An 18,090-nucleotide genomic window follows, 5' to 3' on the forward strand; every position below is an offset into this window, starting at 1 on the left:
ATTAACCTCTTATCGCCCAGAGCTGCATATCAAGATCCGGGAAAGTGCCAGAGATATGTAGCCCCAGCGCACCGGCCTTCACCACGTCATTCCATGCAGCGGTGCCTTTTTCCAACTCGAAGTAAACGTACCCATCATGATAAGGCAGCTGCCGAGGCGCTGCGCTGAGCGGACGTAACGGGACACCTGGTACCTGGACGCTGACCACATTTCGTATCTTGTCGGTAGCTGCAATTTTCGACTGCTGAGTGAACTGAAGAATAATCTGGTTGCTCGGCATCCTCGCCCGAACAGCCAGCACAAAGGAGCCGGACTGTAACAACGTCGGATCGTTAATAGTGGCAAGATACACGCCGTCTGAAAAAATCAGCGGCAGGTTCTGTGCGCGTGGCATCAGGACAGTATTGAGTGCCCGGCGCAGTTCAGGGATCACTGTTTTAAATGACTGAGTAAGGTCCCGGTGGTTATAGACCTCCACCTCACAGGGCAGCCGGTTATTTTCGGTAAAGGTCATCAGCTCGCCCAGTAGCCGGACCAGATCCAGGTAAAAGGTCTCCGGATGCAGAGTATGCAGATGCGAGCAGTGGGTAAAGTGCATGTTATTGCGGTTGAGCATCTGTAACATCATGAACTCTGCCACATCAGCGATGCCACGTTGCTCAGGAGAACCAATACGTTTTGCCAGCTCGCTGGCACGGTTCTGAATAAGTCCCTGTACATCACCGGCAAACCCGGCTAAGACACGGCTGACCCGAATGGCCTGGCAGGTCGGGATAAAGCTGTCATCCAGCACCAGCGCACCCGTTGCCTGCGTGTTGCGGATACGGCACAGCGGCAACGTCACCATCGCGCTGAGATCTTCCGCACCGCTGACAATTCTGGGCATCAGACTGGCAACTACGATCTGCTGAACGTCGCCCTCATCAGAGTGCAAATCGCGCGCATCCACGCGGGTCGCGCTGTAACGTTCTGTGCCTTGTCCAGCGCTCTGGCGGCCACTGATTTCGCAGGTGATATCACTGACTACTGGCAGGGCGAGATAGATATCATGACTGCCCGGTTTTGAAAAATCGACCGGCTGGAAAGGAACGGGAAGATTATCCTGTTCAGGGATACTGAACACCGTGCCGTCCGGCATACAACCTGACGCGCTCGCGATCATGATTTTTCCCTGAGCCAGCAGCTCTGTATTGAGCACCAGCGAAGTGAATCCCCAGGCAAAATCGCCCTGCGCGTCCATACGTTGCTTCAGGTGGTATTCGTGATTTCGCTGCTGCTGCTGAAAATGCTGCGGCAAGGCGAACAACCCCTCCTGCCAGATAACCCTGTTCTTCATGGTTGCCATCGTCAGTAATCCTCTTGTTTCATTTCGATGCTGCTTTGTCTTACATGCACCAGCAGGCGGTAGCTGTGACCGGTGCCTTCCACCGGTACAATCTGCTTCCAGACGCTTACCCGATCATCTGAGAAGTACGCCACCACGCCGATAAACTGTGTTTTCTCATCCAGTTTCACTGGCGGCAGCGTTTTAACGGTGTCTGGCAGCAGGTTGAAATCCTGGTGGTCAAGATAATTTTTCCCCAGCACATCAGGCAGCGGCGTACTGGCTATCTGGTCATAGTCGGCGGCCTGAAGTTTCGAATCATCGGTCAGGTAAATGAGTTGCACGTCCACCGGTGCGGCTTCACCGTCTGCGTTCAGGTTGGTATCCGGCTCGGTCAGCAGCATGACGACCACTTCAGATGGCTGTGATTTCAGATCACCCACCTGGATATTTGGGTTGCTGATCACCTGCCCCAGCTTTTTGGCCGTTTCGCAACCTGTCAGGGTGACGGTAAATAACATCACCACCAGACAGAGACGAAAAAAACGCCCTGTCATGCTTCCGGCTCCCGCTGTTTTTCCCGCAGTACCCGGTCATAAACCTGAGCGTATACTTCGTTAAACAGCATCTCGAAACCCTGTTGGCGACTGGAGGCCAGCTCGTTGTAGTAGTGGCTGTACATCTGCCATGCCCCGGCATCATCCAGCTCCTGTCGCAACTCATGACTGCGGCGGTATTGCACAAAACGCTTTATCAGACTCTGCGGCGAGAACGCATCCAGCAGCACGCGCAACGACTCCACAATCGCCGCCCGGTTCGCCTCTTCGTGGTTGCGAATGTTACGCAGGCTTTCGCTTACGGCGGCAGGCGCAGCCAGATGTACCGGACTCTTGCCCTCAGAAAACATCACATCCAGCGCGCTGGCATAGTCCATATTCAGACGCAGCGGGTTATCCTCCAGCGGGCGCAGGTGTTTGTCTGACAAGCTGTTACGGCATTGCTGTAAATCGAGCAATCCTTTGATGGCTGCCTGTAATGTCCTTCCGGCCTCTTCAAGAAAATCATCAGCTTCTTGCGAGTTACGCACGGCAAGTGATGAGCCCAGCCCGCGTAACAGCGGGGCGACGGCAAGGTGGCGCTGTTTCATTTCCTCTGTAGAAGTTGCGCTGTCGCTTCTGCTCTGTGGGTCGGTATACTGCGGCGGTAGATCCATAAACGGTGTATTAATCGTATTGTCCTTTAGCGGCTCTGAGACTGGCACCGTAGAACCGGAGGGGGTCCCGGAAAACAGATCGCCCGGCGTTGTCAGGCTTTCGGCTCGCAACGCCTGCAGTGGGTCGGTGGAAAAACCGTTTATCACGGTATCGGCAAGCAGATGACGCTGGGGCATTCCCGGATAGGCAGGCTGACCATCGGTGCTCAATAATGTGTCGGCCAGGCGATCGCGGTTGGTAACAATGGTTTCCGGAGCGGCCATCTGCTCACGGTAGCTGACCAGATTGCCCTCATGGATAAATGCCTTCAGCGCCAGTGCGCCCAGACCGATTTCATCCCCCTGCCGAAGACGCACCAGGCCAGTATCCGCGGAGACCGATGCCAGGTTGATCATCAGCCCTGGCATCAGGCTACGCAGGCAAAATGCGCCATCATGCATGACAATCTGGCAGGCGCGACCAGCAATCGAACCGACCCGGTCCTGCACTGGCCAGCGGCATGTAGGGGCATGACCAATATCCCCGCCTTCAGCAGAGAAGAGGCATTTTGCGGCGCGTCCGCTCTCCAGCTCATTGCCGTTCATCACCTGCAACGTCAGTGATAACGCGGCAGGCTGTGGTTTTTCCTCAGCCATATGCGGCTCCATATAGTTAGTCCCTGATGTGGAGAGTGATGGAGGGTGGCGTTTTCGGTTTACCGATAAACGCCGTGCGTTTAATACAGGTGCAGCCAGGATCACCCAGCCGCATCCCCTGCGCCTGTTCCGGCGCCATACCCAGCTGTAAATCCTAGGCAAGCTGGTCGCGCAGCAAAAAGGAGATGAACATTTTCAGTGCGTCATGGTTATCGCCATCTGGTAAAAACGAGAGGTAGCGTGACATTGACAGGTTGCCTATTCGCAGCAGAAATTTACCGCTGCGATCCTGGACTCTGGCACCCAGCGTAAAATTGACGCCGACTACTGAGCGCCCGGGGACATACCCGGCGGTTTTCTTCTTCGGATGACGCACACCCAGCCGGTTTTGCTGGGCAGGATCGATTGACACTTTACGCAGAAGCCAGCTCTCAATAGCGACATCCGGCAGATCAAAGCAGTGGGAGACCAGATTGCAAACCACGTCTGGCGAGCGCCCGGGGGTAGCCAGAATACCAGCGTAGGCCAGCATCCGACTGTGGTTGATGGCCAGTTTGTCGCGCACGCTTTTATTACCCAGCCCAACCAGCGCGTACATGCGCTGTGAAAAAACGTCCGTACCGCCGTTGCGAAAGCAGATGTAATAGCGGTATTTACGCCAGGCGTGATAAGCAAACTGCGTCCAGCGGTGACTGAACAGGTCAAGAAATGCCGCAAGCCCCTCTTCATTCTGCGCAGACTCCCGCGCCATACGATCCAGGTAATAACCAGGCAGCGGCGACTGACTGCCGGAGAAGCCCAGAAATTTTGTGGTTAGCGTGAACTGTCCGGCATCATTGCGCGTCAGCGAGGTCAGGTCGCTGCAGGGAAAGGCAATACTGGGGTCAGATTTGAACAGAGCCACTTCCTGAGCAGGCTCAGTGCGCAGAGACGGTTCATGGCCCGGCTCGCCGTACCTGCGGTAGAGCGCATCCATCAGGACATAAAAATTCATCCCGCGTACATCTGCCGGAAAGCTGTCATGTGCCCCTACATCAGGGCGTGCTGGCCCGTGTGCTGCCATTCCCAGGCCTCCTGACTTTCCGTGTTGATGATTTTCAGACAATGAAATGAATTGATGCTGGCGTACAGGGCAAAGAAGTGCGACAGCACGGTACCCAGCAGATAAATCTCGCCTTCACAGACAAAGGGCGAAGGGTTTACCCAAATTGTGGTGGCAAGTCCCCGGACTGGTACACCTTTAAACAGGCGATCAATCGGGTGGGTATCGAGTTTTTCGATCGCATCAAGTTTCTGGCTGGAAAGCCGGGCTTGCTGTGGATGATGGATCCCGGGTAAATCGAAAGTACGCATCACCTGAATCAGCGCCTCGCGATCAAGCAGGGAGAGATAGTTCAGGTTCATGCAGGAAATCAGTGACCAGTGCATGTCGCCATCGGTAACCGGGTATAACGGGCGAGTCGGGCGCGTCACGTTGCTAAACGAAGCCACAGCCGGGTTTTTGCTGACAGCTTCACAGATGTCACCAGTATGCAGCGAAGCGGGCAGCATCCGGTTAGTACAGACCAGCGATGCGGTAAACACTTCTCCCTTCAGCCGGGACGGTTCCGGCAGGCTGCCATCGGCATGGACGAAAGCGATGGCATGTTCAAGCCCCTGGTGGAACAGGGAGGTTTTTGTCCGATGATGCCAGTAGATCACCTCGCGCTGGCGGCTGTACTCGATCTGGTGCTGAAAACCTTCAAATTCGGGCCACTGGCGGGAATGGTTGCCCTGCCCTGACTCTCGGATCTTACTGGAAACAGATTTTATCCTGAAAATATCACATGATTCGGGGTGCTGCTGGCTGGCACGAAGCGGATACTGGAACAGAGTGCCATTCGGGCTGACGGGTTCACCATAATGAAAAAAAAGGTTCACGGCAGGCGAACAGTAGGGTCGTAAGGACAGCTTACGAAGCTTGATATCCACCGGTAACGGCTGATTAAAATGCAGACGTAACGTAAAGGTGCGTACCGGAAAATCATCCGGAATTGGGGCAACGTCGCGCACATGGAAGAAGAAGAAGCTCTCTGGATAGCAAAAATACTCCTGGAGAGTACGATAGCCGTTATGGACGTTTTTTGGCCACGGCAATAGCGAATCTTCGCGCGTAAATCCGGCGGCTTCCAGCCACAAATTCGACAGAGGCAACCGTCTGTCTCCGGCGACCAGTTCGGCGTCCATCAGTCGTTCACTAAACCACAGGTAAAGCTGGTAGCGTGTGTAATCGTCCTCATTACCCAGCCAGAATGTGAGCTTATTTAAATCCAGCAGGTTCGGGGAAATATTCCCCCTGGTGAAAAAATCGACCTCAATGATCCCTTCTTTCAGAGTGCTGGTGTTACGCACATCCTGAACATTCAACGGTTGCAGCCAGGTATCGCGCGCGAGTGTAAAATGGCAGGCCGGCCGGGCACTTTGCTCATCATCAGACAATGCGCCCTGAGAGGACATTGGCGAACGGCCGGTACGGGTTTTGATCAACTCATCGCGTAAAACCTGAACCGGAGTCTGTAGCTCATTTTTGGGTTGGTATTCAATCACCGTCATAGCCGGTACAGGGCGAAGGTAATTGGGCCACAGCATATTGATTAAGCCGTGAGTAAACTCCGGGAATGCGTCCTCCAGTTTTTGTCGCAAGCCACCGGAAAGGAAGGCGTAGGCCTCCATCAGGCGTTCTACGTCTGGATCACCTTCTTTTTCAGTCAGAAAACGAGCCAGATGCGGTTTTTCACGCGCCAGTAGTTTGCCCAGTTGACGCAGGTAATCCAGTTCTTCGCGATAATAACGTTCTTCGAAGGCCATCAGGTTTACTCCACATTCCAGTGCTGGTGTTTATCCAGCAGAATGTCAAACTCCAGAACATCCTGCTGGTTGTTAAAATCCAGCGACGCCACAATATGAAAACGCAGCTCCAGCGGTGCATAGTGATCCTCTGCGACAGACATTACTGCTACGTCCGTAATACGGGGTTCGTAATGCAGAATGCAGTCTCTGATGGCCTGGAGCATCCCGTCCCGGATGTTGAGGCAGTCTGGGGATTCATCATTAAAATCAATGAGCCCCAGCTCCGGTGAGCCATAACAACTACCGGAACGGGTGTTGAGAATATTGCACAGGTTATTGCGTATCGAGTGTAACAACGCCGCTTTCTGGCACTGATGAGAAGGTGGATTTGCCGCCTCACAGATACGCTCAAAAAGACTGCTCCCGGACTCCCGCTCCGTTATCATGATGCTTATTCCCTGTCCAGACGCCCGACCAGGGACAGTTCAAACGACGCCCCCATGTACTTAAAGTGGGGACGGATGCTCAGGCCGACCTTATACCAGCCTGGATCGCCTTCCACTTCAGAGACGTCGATCTTCGCCTGACGCAACGGTTTACGGCTGCGAACATCGGCAGGCGGGTTTTCCTGGTCTGCAACATACTGACGTATCCAGGTATTCAGCTCGCGCTCAAGATCGCTCCTCTCTTTCCACGAACCGAGCTGTTCGCGTTGCAGCACTTTGATGTAATGCGCCAGTCTGTTGATAACAAAAAGATAAGGAAGCTGGGTGCCAAGTTTGTAGTTGGTTTCGGCCTCTTTCCCTTCCGGAGTGTTGGGGAAAACTTTTGGTTTCTGCACCGAGTTGGCGGAGAAAAATGCAGCATTATCAGAATTTTTGCGCATCGTCAGGGTGATAAACCCCTGCTCTGCCAGTTCATACTCCCGCCTGTCGGTGATGAGAATTTCGGTCGGAATTTTGGCCTGAAGCTGACCCATTGATTCATATAAATGCACCGGTAAATCTTTTACCGCGCCACCGCTTTGCGGGCCGACGATATTGGGGCACCAGCGCGTGGACATAAAACTTTCAGCCATGTTGGCGGCCAGAAGAAACGCAGTATTCCCCCACAAATAGTGTTCGTGGTTTTTACTTACATCTTCATGATAATTAAAGTTTTTAGTCGGATTTTCATCCGGTGCGTAAGGATGGCGCAACAGGAAGCGAGGTGCCGTCAGGCCGAGATTTCGCGCGTCCTCTGACTCACGTAATGATCGCCATTTGGTATAAGCCGGGCCTTCAAAAATAGCAGCAACATCCTTAATGCCGGGGAGTTCGGTAAATGAATCCAGCCCAAAGAATTCCGGTGATACTGAAGAGAGAAACGGGCAGTGCGCCATTGCGCTGACGGCGCTAATGTATTTGAGCAGCTTCATATCGGCAGTAGTGTTATCGAAACCGTAATTGCCAATCACGGCGGCGAATGGCTCACCACCAAACTGACCGAAACCGCTGGAGTAAACGTGCCTGTAGAACCCAGACTGAGTAATTTCAGGTGCAAATTCAAAATCATCCAGCAGCTCTTCTTTGGTAGCATGCATAACGTGAATTTTAATATTTTCACGTGGATCGGCATGGTCAACCAACAGTTTCAGTGAGCGCAGAAACGACTCCAGCTCCTGGAATTCCGGGGCGTGGAGAATAAGATCCATCTGATGCCCCATGCGCGCATCAATATCGGCAATCATTGCATTGACTGCCAGAATATCAACAGGCTCTGCTTGATCATCGCGTTGCAAAAGTGCGCTAATAAAGGCCGTTACCCCCTGGCGAGCGATATCATAACTTTCGGATTCCGGTTTAAAACGGGTCTGCGCCATGATTTCATCAAGCAGACCAGGTGCAGTGACCGGCGCGAAGGAAGCAGATACTTCCGGTGAGATGGTTTCTGACATACTGAAATCCTTGTACAAAGTGTTATTTCTGGCCAGCAAGGCCCAGCTCCGCGATCAATTGCTCGCGACTTTCTTCGTTATCCAGTAACGCCTTAATCTGGGCGCGGAAAGCAGGCAAATTACCCATCGGTCCCTTCAACGCAACCAGCGCTTCACGCAGTTCCAGTAGCTTTTTAAGTTCCGGTACCTGGGTGGTGATGTTGTCTGGCGCCAGATCGGCGAGGGATTTCACTTTCAGGTTGACGCTCATGCGTGCATCAGGCGTTTCACTAAGCGCAGAGGGAACTGAGAATTCACGTTTGATACCCGCCTGCTCCAGGACAGCGTTAAAATTATTACGGTTGATAGCAACGGGTTGCCGCTCATCCAGTGGTGTGTCATCCCGCCCTCCGGTCAGATCACCCGTTACCAACAGGTTTAGCGGCAGCTCAATTTCCGCCGTCTGATTTCCTGTTTTTGACTGAAATTTAATATTCACTCGTTCTTTAGGGGCAATACTGCCGCCACCGTCATTTTTTCTGCTGCTCATGAAAATAGTCCATCAGGTTTCAGGTTAGCGTTTTCGCCATGAAAATGGCACTGTTAGCGAAGCATAAAAAATACCAAAAAATTCGCGTTAATGGCGATAATAAATAAAGTCAGGCACTGCTTTCAAGTCGATATTCTACCCGTGAAGAATTATTTTGAAAATGCTTTTTTCATTTAAAAAAGAAAGGTATCATTAAATTAATCTAACGCACCTCGGCACGCAGTGGAACCATAAAAACCCTTATAAAACAATTAGTTATTCATATTTATTGCTTTGCAACGCATTGATTCAAATGCTCTTTTTATTAATTTTTCATGGGCCTTATAAATGAATTAACCTGGATGCATATAATATTTCTATTTAATTCATACAAAGTCATTTAAAGCGACAATGTATTTATTAAATTACAATAAAATTTTATGGATATAATATTTATTCATGATTCAAAGATGCCCATTAAAAATATCATGAAGATGCATGTTAATGACCAGCACCTGGATGTCTGAATACGCATCTAAATACACACTTGACGATTTTCGTTTTACCTGCCGGGGTAAATTTATTTACCTGAGGTGGGTACGAAAAAGCGGTTCCTGGAGAGAACCACAACACGTTACCTGCCGAAAGCTAATGGCAGAGGACGGCATTAGTCGCTGAGACTACCCAGAAGGAGTTAAACATGCCAACACCATGTTACATATCAATTACAGGCCAGACCCAGGGCAATATCACTGCAGGGGCTTTCACCGCGGATTCCGTGGGCAACATCTACGTACAGGGTCATGAAGACGAGATGCTGGTACAGGAATTCCTGCATAACGTAACAGTCCCTACTGATCCGCAGTCCGGTCAGCCAAGCGGTCAGCGCGCCCACAAGCCGTTCATTTTTACCGTAGCGCTGAACAAGGCTGTCCCGCTGATGTACAACGCACTGGCATCCGGTGAAATGCTGCCAAAAGTAGAAATGCACTGGTGGCGCACCTCTGTCGAAGGTAAACAGGAGCATTACTTCACCACGCGCTTGACCGACGCGACCATTGTGGATATGAACCTGCATATGCCGCATTGCCAGGACCCGACACAGCGTGAATTCACGCAGTTGCTCGCGGTAAAACTGGCCTACCGCAAAATCGAGTGGGAACACGTCAAATCGGGCACCTCCGGTGCTGATGACTGGCGTGCGCCGCTGGAAGCATAAATGCAGATTATGTGAACTTACAGCACCCTGCCCTTATGTGCAGCGTGCTGTTTTTGCTTGTGCAAGAAGAAAAAAGCTCGCGTCATTAAGGAGTTGCATTTTTTCTGGAGATGGCGGATGCCGGAAACTTCGGCGGTAGCATGCCTGAACACATCCGAATGCAAGCTTCACACCGTACTGCCACATTTGCTGTCCGGTAGTCGTGTCTGTTTCTGCGAACCACGGCGGTCAAAATATCACTAAGAGTTTGCATTTAATACTTCAGGTAGACAGACAGGAGGCTGACACCTTTGTCGTTGTAAGTTTTTGGTTAATACAAAGCGAATCCAAACCGTTTACACTGCATAGAGTGATAAGTGATGTCAATTTATAAATTAGGAAGCGATGACCCGAATGTTTTTACTGATGCTGGTGCAGGAGAGTGGTGTAAAATACCTCAAAGCGCATCTACGTTAGCATATAAAAGAGCTATTCAAGCGGTGATAGCATTACCTGTTATACCAAATCTTATATTTGGAAAGCATTCAATCGAACATTTCAATTATTATCTTAATATGACAGGTGATGATTATAAATTAAAAAATATGCCAGAATTACTTAAGAATTCCATAGTTCTGAGCGAAGCATATGCAAAAGAACTTAACGAGGCGCGAGAGTTTTGTGAATCATTACCACCTGAAAAATACTATATCACTTCATCTGCAACGAGTGGCGGATATTTTCAGAAGGAAAGGGATTTATACTATGCTATCGGTGGCTTTCAGTATTGGGGTAAGGGTTATGTGAATATTGAGGATTCATATGATAGAATTTATTACACTCTCGACTTTGAATTTCACATACATGATAGATACAACTGGGATAAGGGTAAGAGTATCCTTGGTTTCCTTTCGGATGATTTCTTTGGCGAGTTTCACCGAGAGTGTTTCGCCAAGGAGTTTAATATTTACGGGATTTATAAAACAGAAAAAGAAACTCCAATATCATGGTTTACAGCAAAATGAAATCTTTAATATACAAAGGATACGCTCTAATTTATATTTTTCTGATTTTTACAGGTGCAATTTATTTTAAAGAATATTATATGGTATACCGTAATCTTATCGCCGTAACCTGGGGAGATGGCCCATATGGTAAAGCAATGTATGGTGTGTATGTTTACACAGGTGCGAAAAAAAAGGGTACGGTTGAGATAAAGCTCAGAATCTACACAGGTCGACAGGATTTTTATTTTATCTCTTATTATAGAGATTTTGGTGTCATTGGAATGGTCGATAACAAGAATGAACTTGATGCATGGAGCGATATTGTTTGGCAAACTGAAGGCGTGAGAATTGGTAAAGAATTTTTCATCTCAAAAAAAATTTTAGGTGAGCATCGATGATATTTAAGTTTGGAAAAATAAAAGATAAAGTACATGCTTTTTTAATTGTATCTTTATCACTATTTACGATTTATTTTGTTTTTCAAAACCATTTTTATCATACTAAAATAATTTCCATAAGCTGGTCTACGAAAGATTTTGACATTATTCATAAGTATGGCATCGCCGTCTATATGGGTGATATACAGAATGACAGAATACAGATAAAAGCAGAACTCTATTCAGATAAAAACAGGATCATTTCACATAAATTAGGCGTAATTGGTTTATCCAGATTTAACATTAATGACAGTAACTTTTCAGACGTTATAGACCAGTGGGGAAAGATAACCTGGACACCTGAAGGTGTTTATATTGGGAAGAACACTCCATTATATTTTATTTCAGAAAGTGAGTTGAGAAAACTATGATAACGCATAACCAGTGAATTTGAATTTTTGATCGACAAACATAAAAATAACATGCAAACACATCCGTTTTTTTGGCAGCAAAGAAGTTGGCGAAGAGTGTTTTTTGTACAAAAGACACATCACCGTCTATCAAATATATAAGACCAGACTTCTGATAAACAGCACTTTGTTTTATCGAATACAAAAGCCTTTTCTACCCAGGCAGCTGTAGAAATAATAGTTGAAACACATCAAAGAACAAACATAAAAAACCAATTGAGTTAGAAATTAATGTAGTACAGATAGCTTACAGATATAGCATTCATGATTATTAAACCTGATTATTTTTCACAATTACATTCTTCAGTACAGAGGCAATTATGTCATTACAAGGTCTGCGTTTTACACTTCAGGTAGACGGACAGGAGGTAGATACTTTTGCCGTCGTGAGCTTCTGGTTAACACAACACTACTCCGAACCATTTACATTAGATATTAATGTCGCCAGCAAGCTATTTACTCTGGAAGCAAAAAACTTATTGGAAAAAAAGGTAATTTTAACTATCTGGCAAGGAATTCAGGTATTGCGTTGCGTCACCGGGGTGGTGACTGGCTTCGGGATGAAGGAGAATAATCGCTGGCAGATGCAATATTGTCTCCGTATTCAGCCCCCCTTATGGCGCTGTAGTCTGCGACAGAACTTTCGTATTTTCCAGCAACAGAATATTCAGACGATTTCTTCCACCCTGCTGGAGGAAAATGGCGTGACAGACTGGATGCCTTCCTTTAATGAAGACCACCCGCCCCGTGAATTTTGCGTGCAGTATGGCGAAAGCGATCTGGCATTTTTGTCTCGCCTGTGGGCGGAGGAAGGGATTTTCTTCTATGACAAACTGTCACCAGACAGTTCAGAGCAAAAACTGACATTATGTGACGATGTAGCCGGACTCTCTCAGACAGCAGATGCCATTACTTTCAACCCGAACACTACAACGGAAGTCACCACCGAATGTATCAGCACCTTCACTTATGAAGCCAATATCCGCCCCTCCTCCGTACTGAGTAAAGATTACACTTTTAAAACCCCAGACTGGGAAGGTAAGTATAACCAGCAAGGCCGGAATCTAAATAACCAGCTCACACAGTATGAAATCTTCGATTATCCAGGGCGATTCAAGGATGAGTCGCACGGGCAGGCGTTTTCCCGATACCAGATGGACGGCCTGCGTAACAGTGCGGAGAGAGCCGGTGGCTCCAGCAACTCACCAAAACTGTGGCCTGGGACGCGATTTACGCTGAAAAATCATCCTCAGGAAACCCTGAACCGGGAGTGGCAGGTGGTCAGCAGCGTTCTTTCAGGGGAACAGCCCCAGGCGCTTCATGGCAGCCAGAGGCGGGGCACCACGCTGCACAATCATTTTGCTGCAATCCCGGCAGACAGAACCTGGCGTTCCACTCCGCATCCTAAACCTACAGTTGACGGTCCCCAGAGTGCCATCGTCACCGGCCCGGCGGGAGAAGAGATCTTCTGCGACGAACATGGTCGTGTGCGGGTGAAATTCCACTGGGACAGATATAACCAAAAAGACGAGAACAGTTCCTGTTGGGTCCGTGTCTCCCAGGCCTGGGCGGGACCGGGATTCGGTAATCTCGCTATTCCGCGTATCAATCAAGAAGTGATCGTAGATTTCCTCAACGGCGACCCGGATCAGCCCATCATCATGGGACGCACCTATCACCAGGATAATCGTTCTCCGGGCAGCCTACCCGCCACTAAAACGCAAATGACCATCCGCTCGAAAACCTATAAAGGTGAAGGGTTTAACGAACTGCGTTTTGAGGATGCCACTGCGAATGAACATATCTACATGCATGCACAGAAGGATATGCAGACCGAAGTGCTGAATGACAAAACCACCAGGGTAAACCATGACCATACCGAGACAGTGGACAATAACCAACAAGTGACCGTGAAAGTGGGGCAAACCATTAACGTAGGCACTAAAAAAGAGGGCGGTCATGACCAGAAAACAACAGTGGCAAACGATCAGGAAATTACTGTTCACAATGACCAGAAGCTGCATGTCATCCATGATCGCCGAAAAAATGTGGACAACAACCAGTTTATTACAGTGACAGGGAATGACACCGAAACCGTGATAAAGGATCAGAACGTCAACGTTAAGCAAAGCTACACCCTTGATGTCACCAGGGAAACGAAGGTCATTTCAGGCGATCTTATTGAGCTTGTCTGTGGTGCCTGCTCAATCAAAATGGAAAAAAGTGGGAAAGTGACGATTACCGGGACAGAGTTTGACTTCACCGCAGGCGGCCCGGTGCATATCAACGGCAAAGACGTATTCATTAACTGAGGCGTGAAAAATGGAATTTCGCAATCTGACGCCATTCTCAGTGATGCAGTACGCCATGGACGACAAACACAACGAACGTCATCGCGTGGTAGTCATGAAAACCGGCTTTCGTCTTTTTAAAGATGAAGACGGCCAATGGCAGACCCAATTATTAGAAAACCCGGTACTCCCATTATGCATGGAAGATGAATATGCCGGGGAAATCAACCGCTCACCGGTACTGCGCGAAAGCGATCTTGCCCCCCTGAAACCCGCCTGCGATATAATTATCACTGGCACCGCTTACACGCCTGGCGGCGTTGCTGTGCCGGAGATGACGGCAGGGTTGCTGATCCGCTCATCGACAGGCAAGGTGCTGACAGATAAAAAGCTGCGCATAACCGGCAGACGGTTTTATCAGCGCCAGATGTTAACCGGACAGTGGTATGAAACTGAACCGGAGCCGTTCACTTCCCTGCCCCTCGATTACCGCTACGCCTTTGGTGGCGAATGTCTTGTCGAACCCGACAGCGAATACGCTGATCGTATCCCGCAGGAGTACCGTCTTACTAAATCGCAGCAGCAGGAACATCCCAGAGCAGGCAACCCGCCGCTGGCGCATATGGCCTGTCCGGTAAACCCACTCGGGCTGGGCTACACGCAGGCGTGGTATCTGCGGGCCTGCGAGCTACAGCAGATTGAAGCTCCCCGCATGATGGTACTGACCAGTCCTTTCACCCTGAAGCAGTTCACTGAGTGCCTGAACGGGAAAGCCGACTGGCTTGCGCCGGAATACCAGCCTGCGGGTTTTGGCGTGATTAGCCGTGCCTGGCTGCCACGCCTGTCACTGGCGGGCACCTATGACCAGCAATGGCTTGAGACCCGACACCCCGATTTACCGGATGATTTTAATTTCAGCTACTGGAACTGCGCCCCGGATGATCAACGGATCCCTTTCCCTCTGCCGGGTCTGGCGTTCGTGCTGACGGGGTTCAGCCCGGAGGGTGATATCCGTTTTGCCCTGCCGCCGCACGAGGGACGAATTTTACTGCGCCTGAATAACGGTGGCCTTGTGCCGCAGAAGATGCACCTCGACACGCTGAACATTGACACAAATACGCTCACCGTAGAGATGACCTGGCGCTATGTCATGCGCTTCGACATTGAAGCCCGCGTGACAGAGGTTCGCTACAACACAGGGATGTAAAAATGGCTATTAATTATATTTCGCGCAAGGACAGCGCATGGGTCGTTATCAGTTTAACACCGGATGTCTGTAAAACGCCGCGTGGTGACTCAACGCCCCCGATCCCCTATTCCGTTACCGCTAATATGGATGACTCAGTGGACACGGTTCCTTCGGTAAAAGCGAATAGTCGCCCCATACTGGTTCTGGATCAGAGCTATATCCCGCAGACAAAAGGGGACAAACCCGGCACGGCAAAGGGCGTCGCCAGCCGAACCGTGGGCGATATTTGCGAGCCGTTACAGCACAGTACGACGGTAAAAGTGGGAGGCAAAGCGGTTCTGCGGCATGGTGATACGTTCTGGATGAACAACCGCAACACCACCGGAATGATCTTCGGCCAGCCCCCCGCCATGAACGTACTTTCAGGTTTTGCTGACGCCGGCGTTAAGCCCGAGACCCCCGAAGAAAAAAGCTTCCTCGACGCCCTGTTCAGTGCTTTTGCGCATGAAGGCGCGTCCCGCAGGAACGCCACGCAAAACATGGTCGAAACACGAAATGCCTGGTCTGATGCCTTCACCGACCACACTAACGACGGAACAATGAACAGTGAGGCAATCGGGCGGATGTTATATGCATCGGGCTACTACGGCCTCTCTCCTGAGACCGCGCGTAATATTGCCGGGCAGATCGGTGGCGAGGCACTCCAGACCTACGAAGCTATCGACACGCCAGAGAATCGCGGTCTGATGATTGCCGTCCAGGCAATTGCCGGTGCGGCGTTGTTGAGTAAAGCCAATGGCATGAGCGGCAACAGGGATGGCGCGAACGTCAAGGGGAAAAAAAAGAAACAGGGCGATGAAGGCGAAGGGACTTGTTCAAGATACGGCACCTGCGAAGGTGACCCGGTAAACGTCGGCACCGGTGATTTTATCCAGCAACTCAGCGTCCTGACACTTCCCGGCTCGCTGCCGCTGACCCTCTCACGCTTCTACCGCTCCCGTGCCACGGTCGGCGGTATATTTGGCCCGAAATGGACGGATGACTGGTCTGTCTCATTGAAAATAGTCGGCAGCAACCTGCACTTTACCGATCATGAAGGCGTGGTGCTTTATTACCCTGTCGCCTGGGATGGTGTGTTCCACAACGCGGTTAACTCGCGTCAGGCAAACCTGCGGCTCTCCGGAAAACTGGGGGAAACGCTCTCCTTGTTTGACCGCCACTCCCGGCAGACACGCTGTTTCTCGCCCGCAGACCAGGGTGAGTACCGGCTCTGCGCCCTGCACGACGCCTGCGGCAACCGGGCTGAGTTTATCCACACCGACGGGCGGCTGACCGCCATCCAGCACAGCGACGGTCACACGCTCGCGCTGGGCTGGCAGGACGGGCAACTGCGCAGCATTGACCTCGTCGCACCGCAGCCGCAGCGGTTGGTTACCTGTGAGTATGATGAGCACGGCTTTCTTGTCCGCTGCGACACCTTCCAGTTCTCCCGTCTGTGGCATGAGTATTCGCCGGAGGGGTTTATGACCCGCTGGCGGGATACGGCTAAAACCTGCGTCGACATCAGCTATGACACCCTGGGCCGGGCCATCGGCACCCTGTCAACAGCAGGGTATTATGACGACCGGTTTATCTATAACGACGAAGAATACTGCACCACTTACATCGACGCCGAAGGCGGTGAGACCCGCTACTGGTATGACGACGACGGTCTGGTCACCCGCCGCCTCGACCCGCTCGGGCGCGAGAGCTTCACCGTCCGGGAGAACACACGGCTCATTTCCCACACCGACGCAGCCGGGCGGACCACCGCGTATGACTACAATGATGACGGCGACGTCAGCCGGGTCAATCTGCCGGGCGGTTACAGCCTGTATTATGACTACAACGATGCCGGGCAACTCACCCGCCTGGCCGCACCGGGTAATCAGGTCTGGCAGTGGGCGTATGATGAACGGGGCAGCATGGTCAGCCTCACCGACCCGCAGGGCCGGCAGCAGCAGTTCAGCTACAGCGAGCAGGGCGATTTACTCCGGCAGGTGATGCCCGGCGGCGCAGGCTGGCAGTGGGATTACGATGCGCTGCACCAGGTACGAAAAACCATCGCCCCCGACGGCGGCGTGACGCACACTGAGCAGGACGTCCTGGGTCGCCTGCTGAGCGTGCAGGACCCGCTGGGATTCACCACGCAGTTCCGCCAGAGCAAAACGCATGCCGGTCCACTGGGCAGTGTGGAAGAGGTTAACCGACCGGACGGCGTGCGGGAGCTGATGCGCCACAACAGCGAAAAGCTGCCGGAAAGTTTTACCGACGGAGAAGGCAGAACCACACGCTATGAGTACGGCGCGTTCGACCTGCTCACCGCCCTCATCCGCCCGGACGGCGAACGGCTCGAATGCCGCTACGACAAGCTCACCCGTCTGACCGAAATCATCAATGCCGAAGGTGAGCACTACCGTCTGGAATACGACAAAGCCGGGCAGCTCATCAGCGAAACCGACTTCACCGGGCGCACGCTGCGCTATCAGTATGATGCCGCAGGCCGCTGCATCCGCACCACCTTCCCGGACGGCACGCATCTCAACCGGCGCTTTAACGTCACCGACCAGGTGACAGACGAAACGGTCACGCACGGCGACAGCGACCGCACGCTGAGCCACACCACCTTCCGCTATGACAGCCTGTGTCGTCTGGTGGAGGCGAAAAACACTGATGCCACGGTGGCGTATGAATATAACGAGGCCAGCCGGGTTGTGGCGGAAACCCTCAACGGCAGGCGGACTGAGTACCGTTACGATGCGCAGCAGGATTATGTCGCACAGCGCACCACTGCCGGTATCACGGAGCATTTCAGCCGTGGTCTGACGGGAGAGCTGAAAGCGTGGCAGATAGCAGACCACGCCCCGCTGACCGTTGAACACGACCTGCGCGGCCAGGAAATCCGCCGGGCCAGCGCCGCCGGTTTTGACCAGCGGCAGGGCTGGACGCAGACCGGGATGCTGGCAGAGCAGCACAGCAGTGCCCTGCACCGCCAGTACCTGTATGACAAAGCGTACAACCTGACGATGACGGCCGACTCCCACCGGGGCACGATGGTCAACAGCCTGACGGC

Annotated in this window: 14 protein-coding genes and 1 pseudogene; 7 read left to right on the plus strand and 8 right to left on the minus strand. The window is 51.4% G+C overall.

Annotated elements, in window-relative coordinates:
• Position 1 precedes the first annotated feature (1 nt).
• From tssK to tssB, 8 genes and pseudogenes are all read right to left on the minus strand, one after another.
• Positions 2–1,345: a type VI secretion system baseplate subunit TssK gene (gene tssK / locus KXR87_RS13460; RefSeq protein ID WP_437432748.1), complete on the minus strand. Its 1,344-nt coding sequence runs from the start codon at positions 1,343–1,345 to the stop codon at positions 2–4.
• A gap of 2 nt (positions 1,346–1,347) precedes the next feature.
• Entirely contained in the window at positions 1,348–1,845 is a 498-nt protein-coding gene (gene tssJ, locus KXR87_RS13465) for a type VI secretion system lipoprotein TssJ (protein WP_437432763.1), read from the minus strand.
• A 32-nt stretch (positions 1,846–1,877) separates the two neighbouring features.
• The gene (tagH, locus tag KXR87_RS13470; RefSeq protein ID WP_437432749.1) at positions 1,878–3,173 is read right to left on the minus strand and encodes a type VI secretion system-associated FHA domain protein TagH; all 1,296 of its coding nucleotides are present in this window, start codon (positions 3,171–3,173) and stop codon (positions 1,878–1,880) included.
• Between the two features lie 16 nt (positions 3,174–3,189).
• Positions 3,190–4,236: pseudogene (tssG, locus tag KXR87_RS13475) on the minus strand (type VI secretion system baseplate subunit TssG).
• Positions 4,203–6,020 carry a type VI secretion system baseplate subunit TssF gene (gene tssF / locus KXR87_RS13480; protein ID WP_437432750.1) on the minus strand — a complete coding sequence of 606 codons (1,818 nt, stop codon included), beginning with the start codon at positions 6,018–6,020 and terminating at the stop codon, positions 4,203–4,205. Before tssF ends, tssG begins: the two are co-directional and overlap by 34 nt.
• A gap of 5 nt (positions 6,021–6,025) precedes the next feature.
• On the minus strand, positions 6,026–6,445 hold the full coding sequence (tssE, locus tag KXR87_RS13485) for a type VI secretion system baseplate subunit TssE (protein ID WP_437432764.1): 420 nt from the start codon (positions 6,443–6,445) through the stop codon (positions 6,026–6,028).
• 8 nt (positions 6,446–6,453) lie between these two features.
• Entirely contained in the window at positions 6,454–7,938 is a 1,485-nt protein-coding gene (gene tssC, locus KXR87_RS13490) for a type VI secretion system contractile sheath large subunit (protein WP_437432751.1), read from the minus strand.
• A 22-nt stretch (positions 7,939–7,960) separates the two neighbouring features.
• Entirely contained in the window at positions 7,961–8,467 is a 507-nt protein-coding gene (tssB, locus tag KXR87_RS13495) for a type VI secretion system contractile sheath small subunit (RefSeq protein WP_437432752.1), read from the minus strand.
• A gap of 679 nt (positions 8,468–9,146) precedes the next feature.
• On the opposite strand from tssB, the gene KXR87_RS13500 reads away from it, so the two are divergent.
• The 7 genes from KXR87_RS13500 to KXR87_RS13530 all read left to right on the plus strand — a co-directional run.
• A complete protein-coding gene (locus tag KXR87_RS13500; RefSeq protein WP_001142965.1) occupies positions 9,147–9,665 on the plus strand; it encodes an Hcp family type VI secretion system effector in 519 nt (172 codons plus the stop codon).
• A 359-nt stretch (positions 9,666–10,024) separates the two neighbouring features.
• Complete coding sequence (locus KXR87_RS13505; protein WP_437432753.1) at positions 10,025–10,669, plus strand: hypothetical protein; 645 nt, start codon at positions 10,025–10,027, stop codon at positions 10,667–10,669.
• The gene (locus KXR87_RS13510) at positions 10,651–11,049 is read left to right on the plus strand and encodes a hypothetical protein (protein ID WP_437432754.1); all 399 of its coding nucleotides are present in this window, start codon (positions 10,651–10,653) and stop codon (positions 11,047–11,049) included. The genes KXR87_RS13505 and KXR87_RS13510 overlap by 19 nt, the downstream gene beginning before the upstream one ends.
• 173 nt (positions 11,050–11,222) lie before the next feature.
• A complete protein-coding gene (locus tag KXR87_RS13515) occupies positions 11,223–11,459 on the plus strand; it encodes a hypothetical protein (RefSeq protein WP_437432755.1) in 237 nt (78 codons plus the stop codon).
• Positions 11,460–11,818: 359 nt separating this feature from the next.
• On the plus strand, positions 11,819–13,810 hold the full coding sequence (tssI, locus tag KXR87_RS13520; RefSeq protein WP_437432756.1) for a type VI secretion system tip protein TssI/VgrG: 1,992 nt from the start codon (positions 11,819–11,821) through the stop codon (positions 13,808–13,810).
• Between the two features lie 10 nt (positions 13,811–13,820).
• On the plus strand, positions 13,821–14,996 hold the full coding sequence (locus KXR87_RS13525; RefSeq protein WP_437432757.1) for a DUF2169 family type VI secretion system accessory protein: 1,176 nt from the start codon (positions 13,821–13,823) through the stop codon (positions 14,994–14,996).
• Between the two features lie 2 nt (positions 14,997–14,998).
• Positions 14,999–18,090, plus strand: a 3,092-nt coding sequence (locus KXR87_RS13530) for a PAAR-like domain-containing protein (RefSeq protein WP_437432758.1), incomplete at its 3' end; no start/stop codon positions are given.

It is taken from the genome of Yokenella regensburgei (assembly GCF_051486985.1).
In the GTDB taxonomy this organism is placed as follows: Bacteria; Pseudomonadota; Gammaproteobacteria; order Enterobacterales; family Enterobacteriaceae; genus CBFFRJ01.

Coding starts and splice junctions, on each gene's coding strand:
- KXR87_RS13510 (WP_437432754.1), top strand. CDS start 10,651: ATGGTTTACAGCAAAATGAAATCTTTAATATACAAAGGATACGCTCTA.
- tssK (WP_437432748.1), bottom strand. CDS start 1,345: ATGGCAACCATGAAGAACAGGGTTATCTGGCAGGAGGGGTTGTTCGCC.
- tagH (WP_437432749.1), bottom strand. CDS start 3,173: ATGGCTGAGGAAAAACCACAGCCTGCCGCGTTATCACTGACGTTGCAG.
- tssI (WP_437432756.1), top strand. CDS start 11,819: ATGTCATTACAAGGTCTGCGTTTTACACTTCAGGTAGACGGACAGGAG.
- KXR87_RS13500 (WP_001142965.1), top strand. CDS start 9,147: ATGCCAACACCATGTTACATATCAATTACAGGCCAGACCCAGGGCAAT.
- KXR87_RS13505 (WP_437432753.1), top strand. CDS start 10,025: ATGTCAATTTATAAATTAGGAAGCGATGACCCGAATGTTTTTACTGAT.
- tssJ (WP_437432763.1), bottom strand. CDS start 1,845: ATGTTATTTACCGTCACCCTGACAGGTTGCGAAACGGCCAAAAAGCTG.
- tssB (WP_437432752.1), bottom strand. CDS start 8,467: ATGAGCAGCAGAAAAAATGACGGTGGCGGCAGTATTGCCCCTAAAGAA.
- KXR87_RS13525 (WP_437432757.1), top strand. CDS start 13,821: ATGGAATTTCGCAATCTGACGCCATTCTCAGTGATGCAGTACGCCATG.
- tssC (WP_437432751.1), bottom strand. CDS start 7,938: ATGTCAGAAACCATCTCACCGGAAGTATCTGCTTCCTTCGCGCCGGTC.
- KXR87_RS13515 (WP_437432755.1), top strand. CDS start 11,223: ATGGGTGATATACAGAATGACAGAATACAGATAAAAGCAGAACTCTAT.
- tssF (WP_437432750.1), bottom strand. CDS start 6,020: ATGGCCTTCGAAGAACGTTATTATCGCGAAGAACTGGATTACCTGCGT.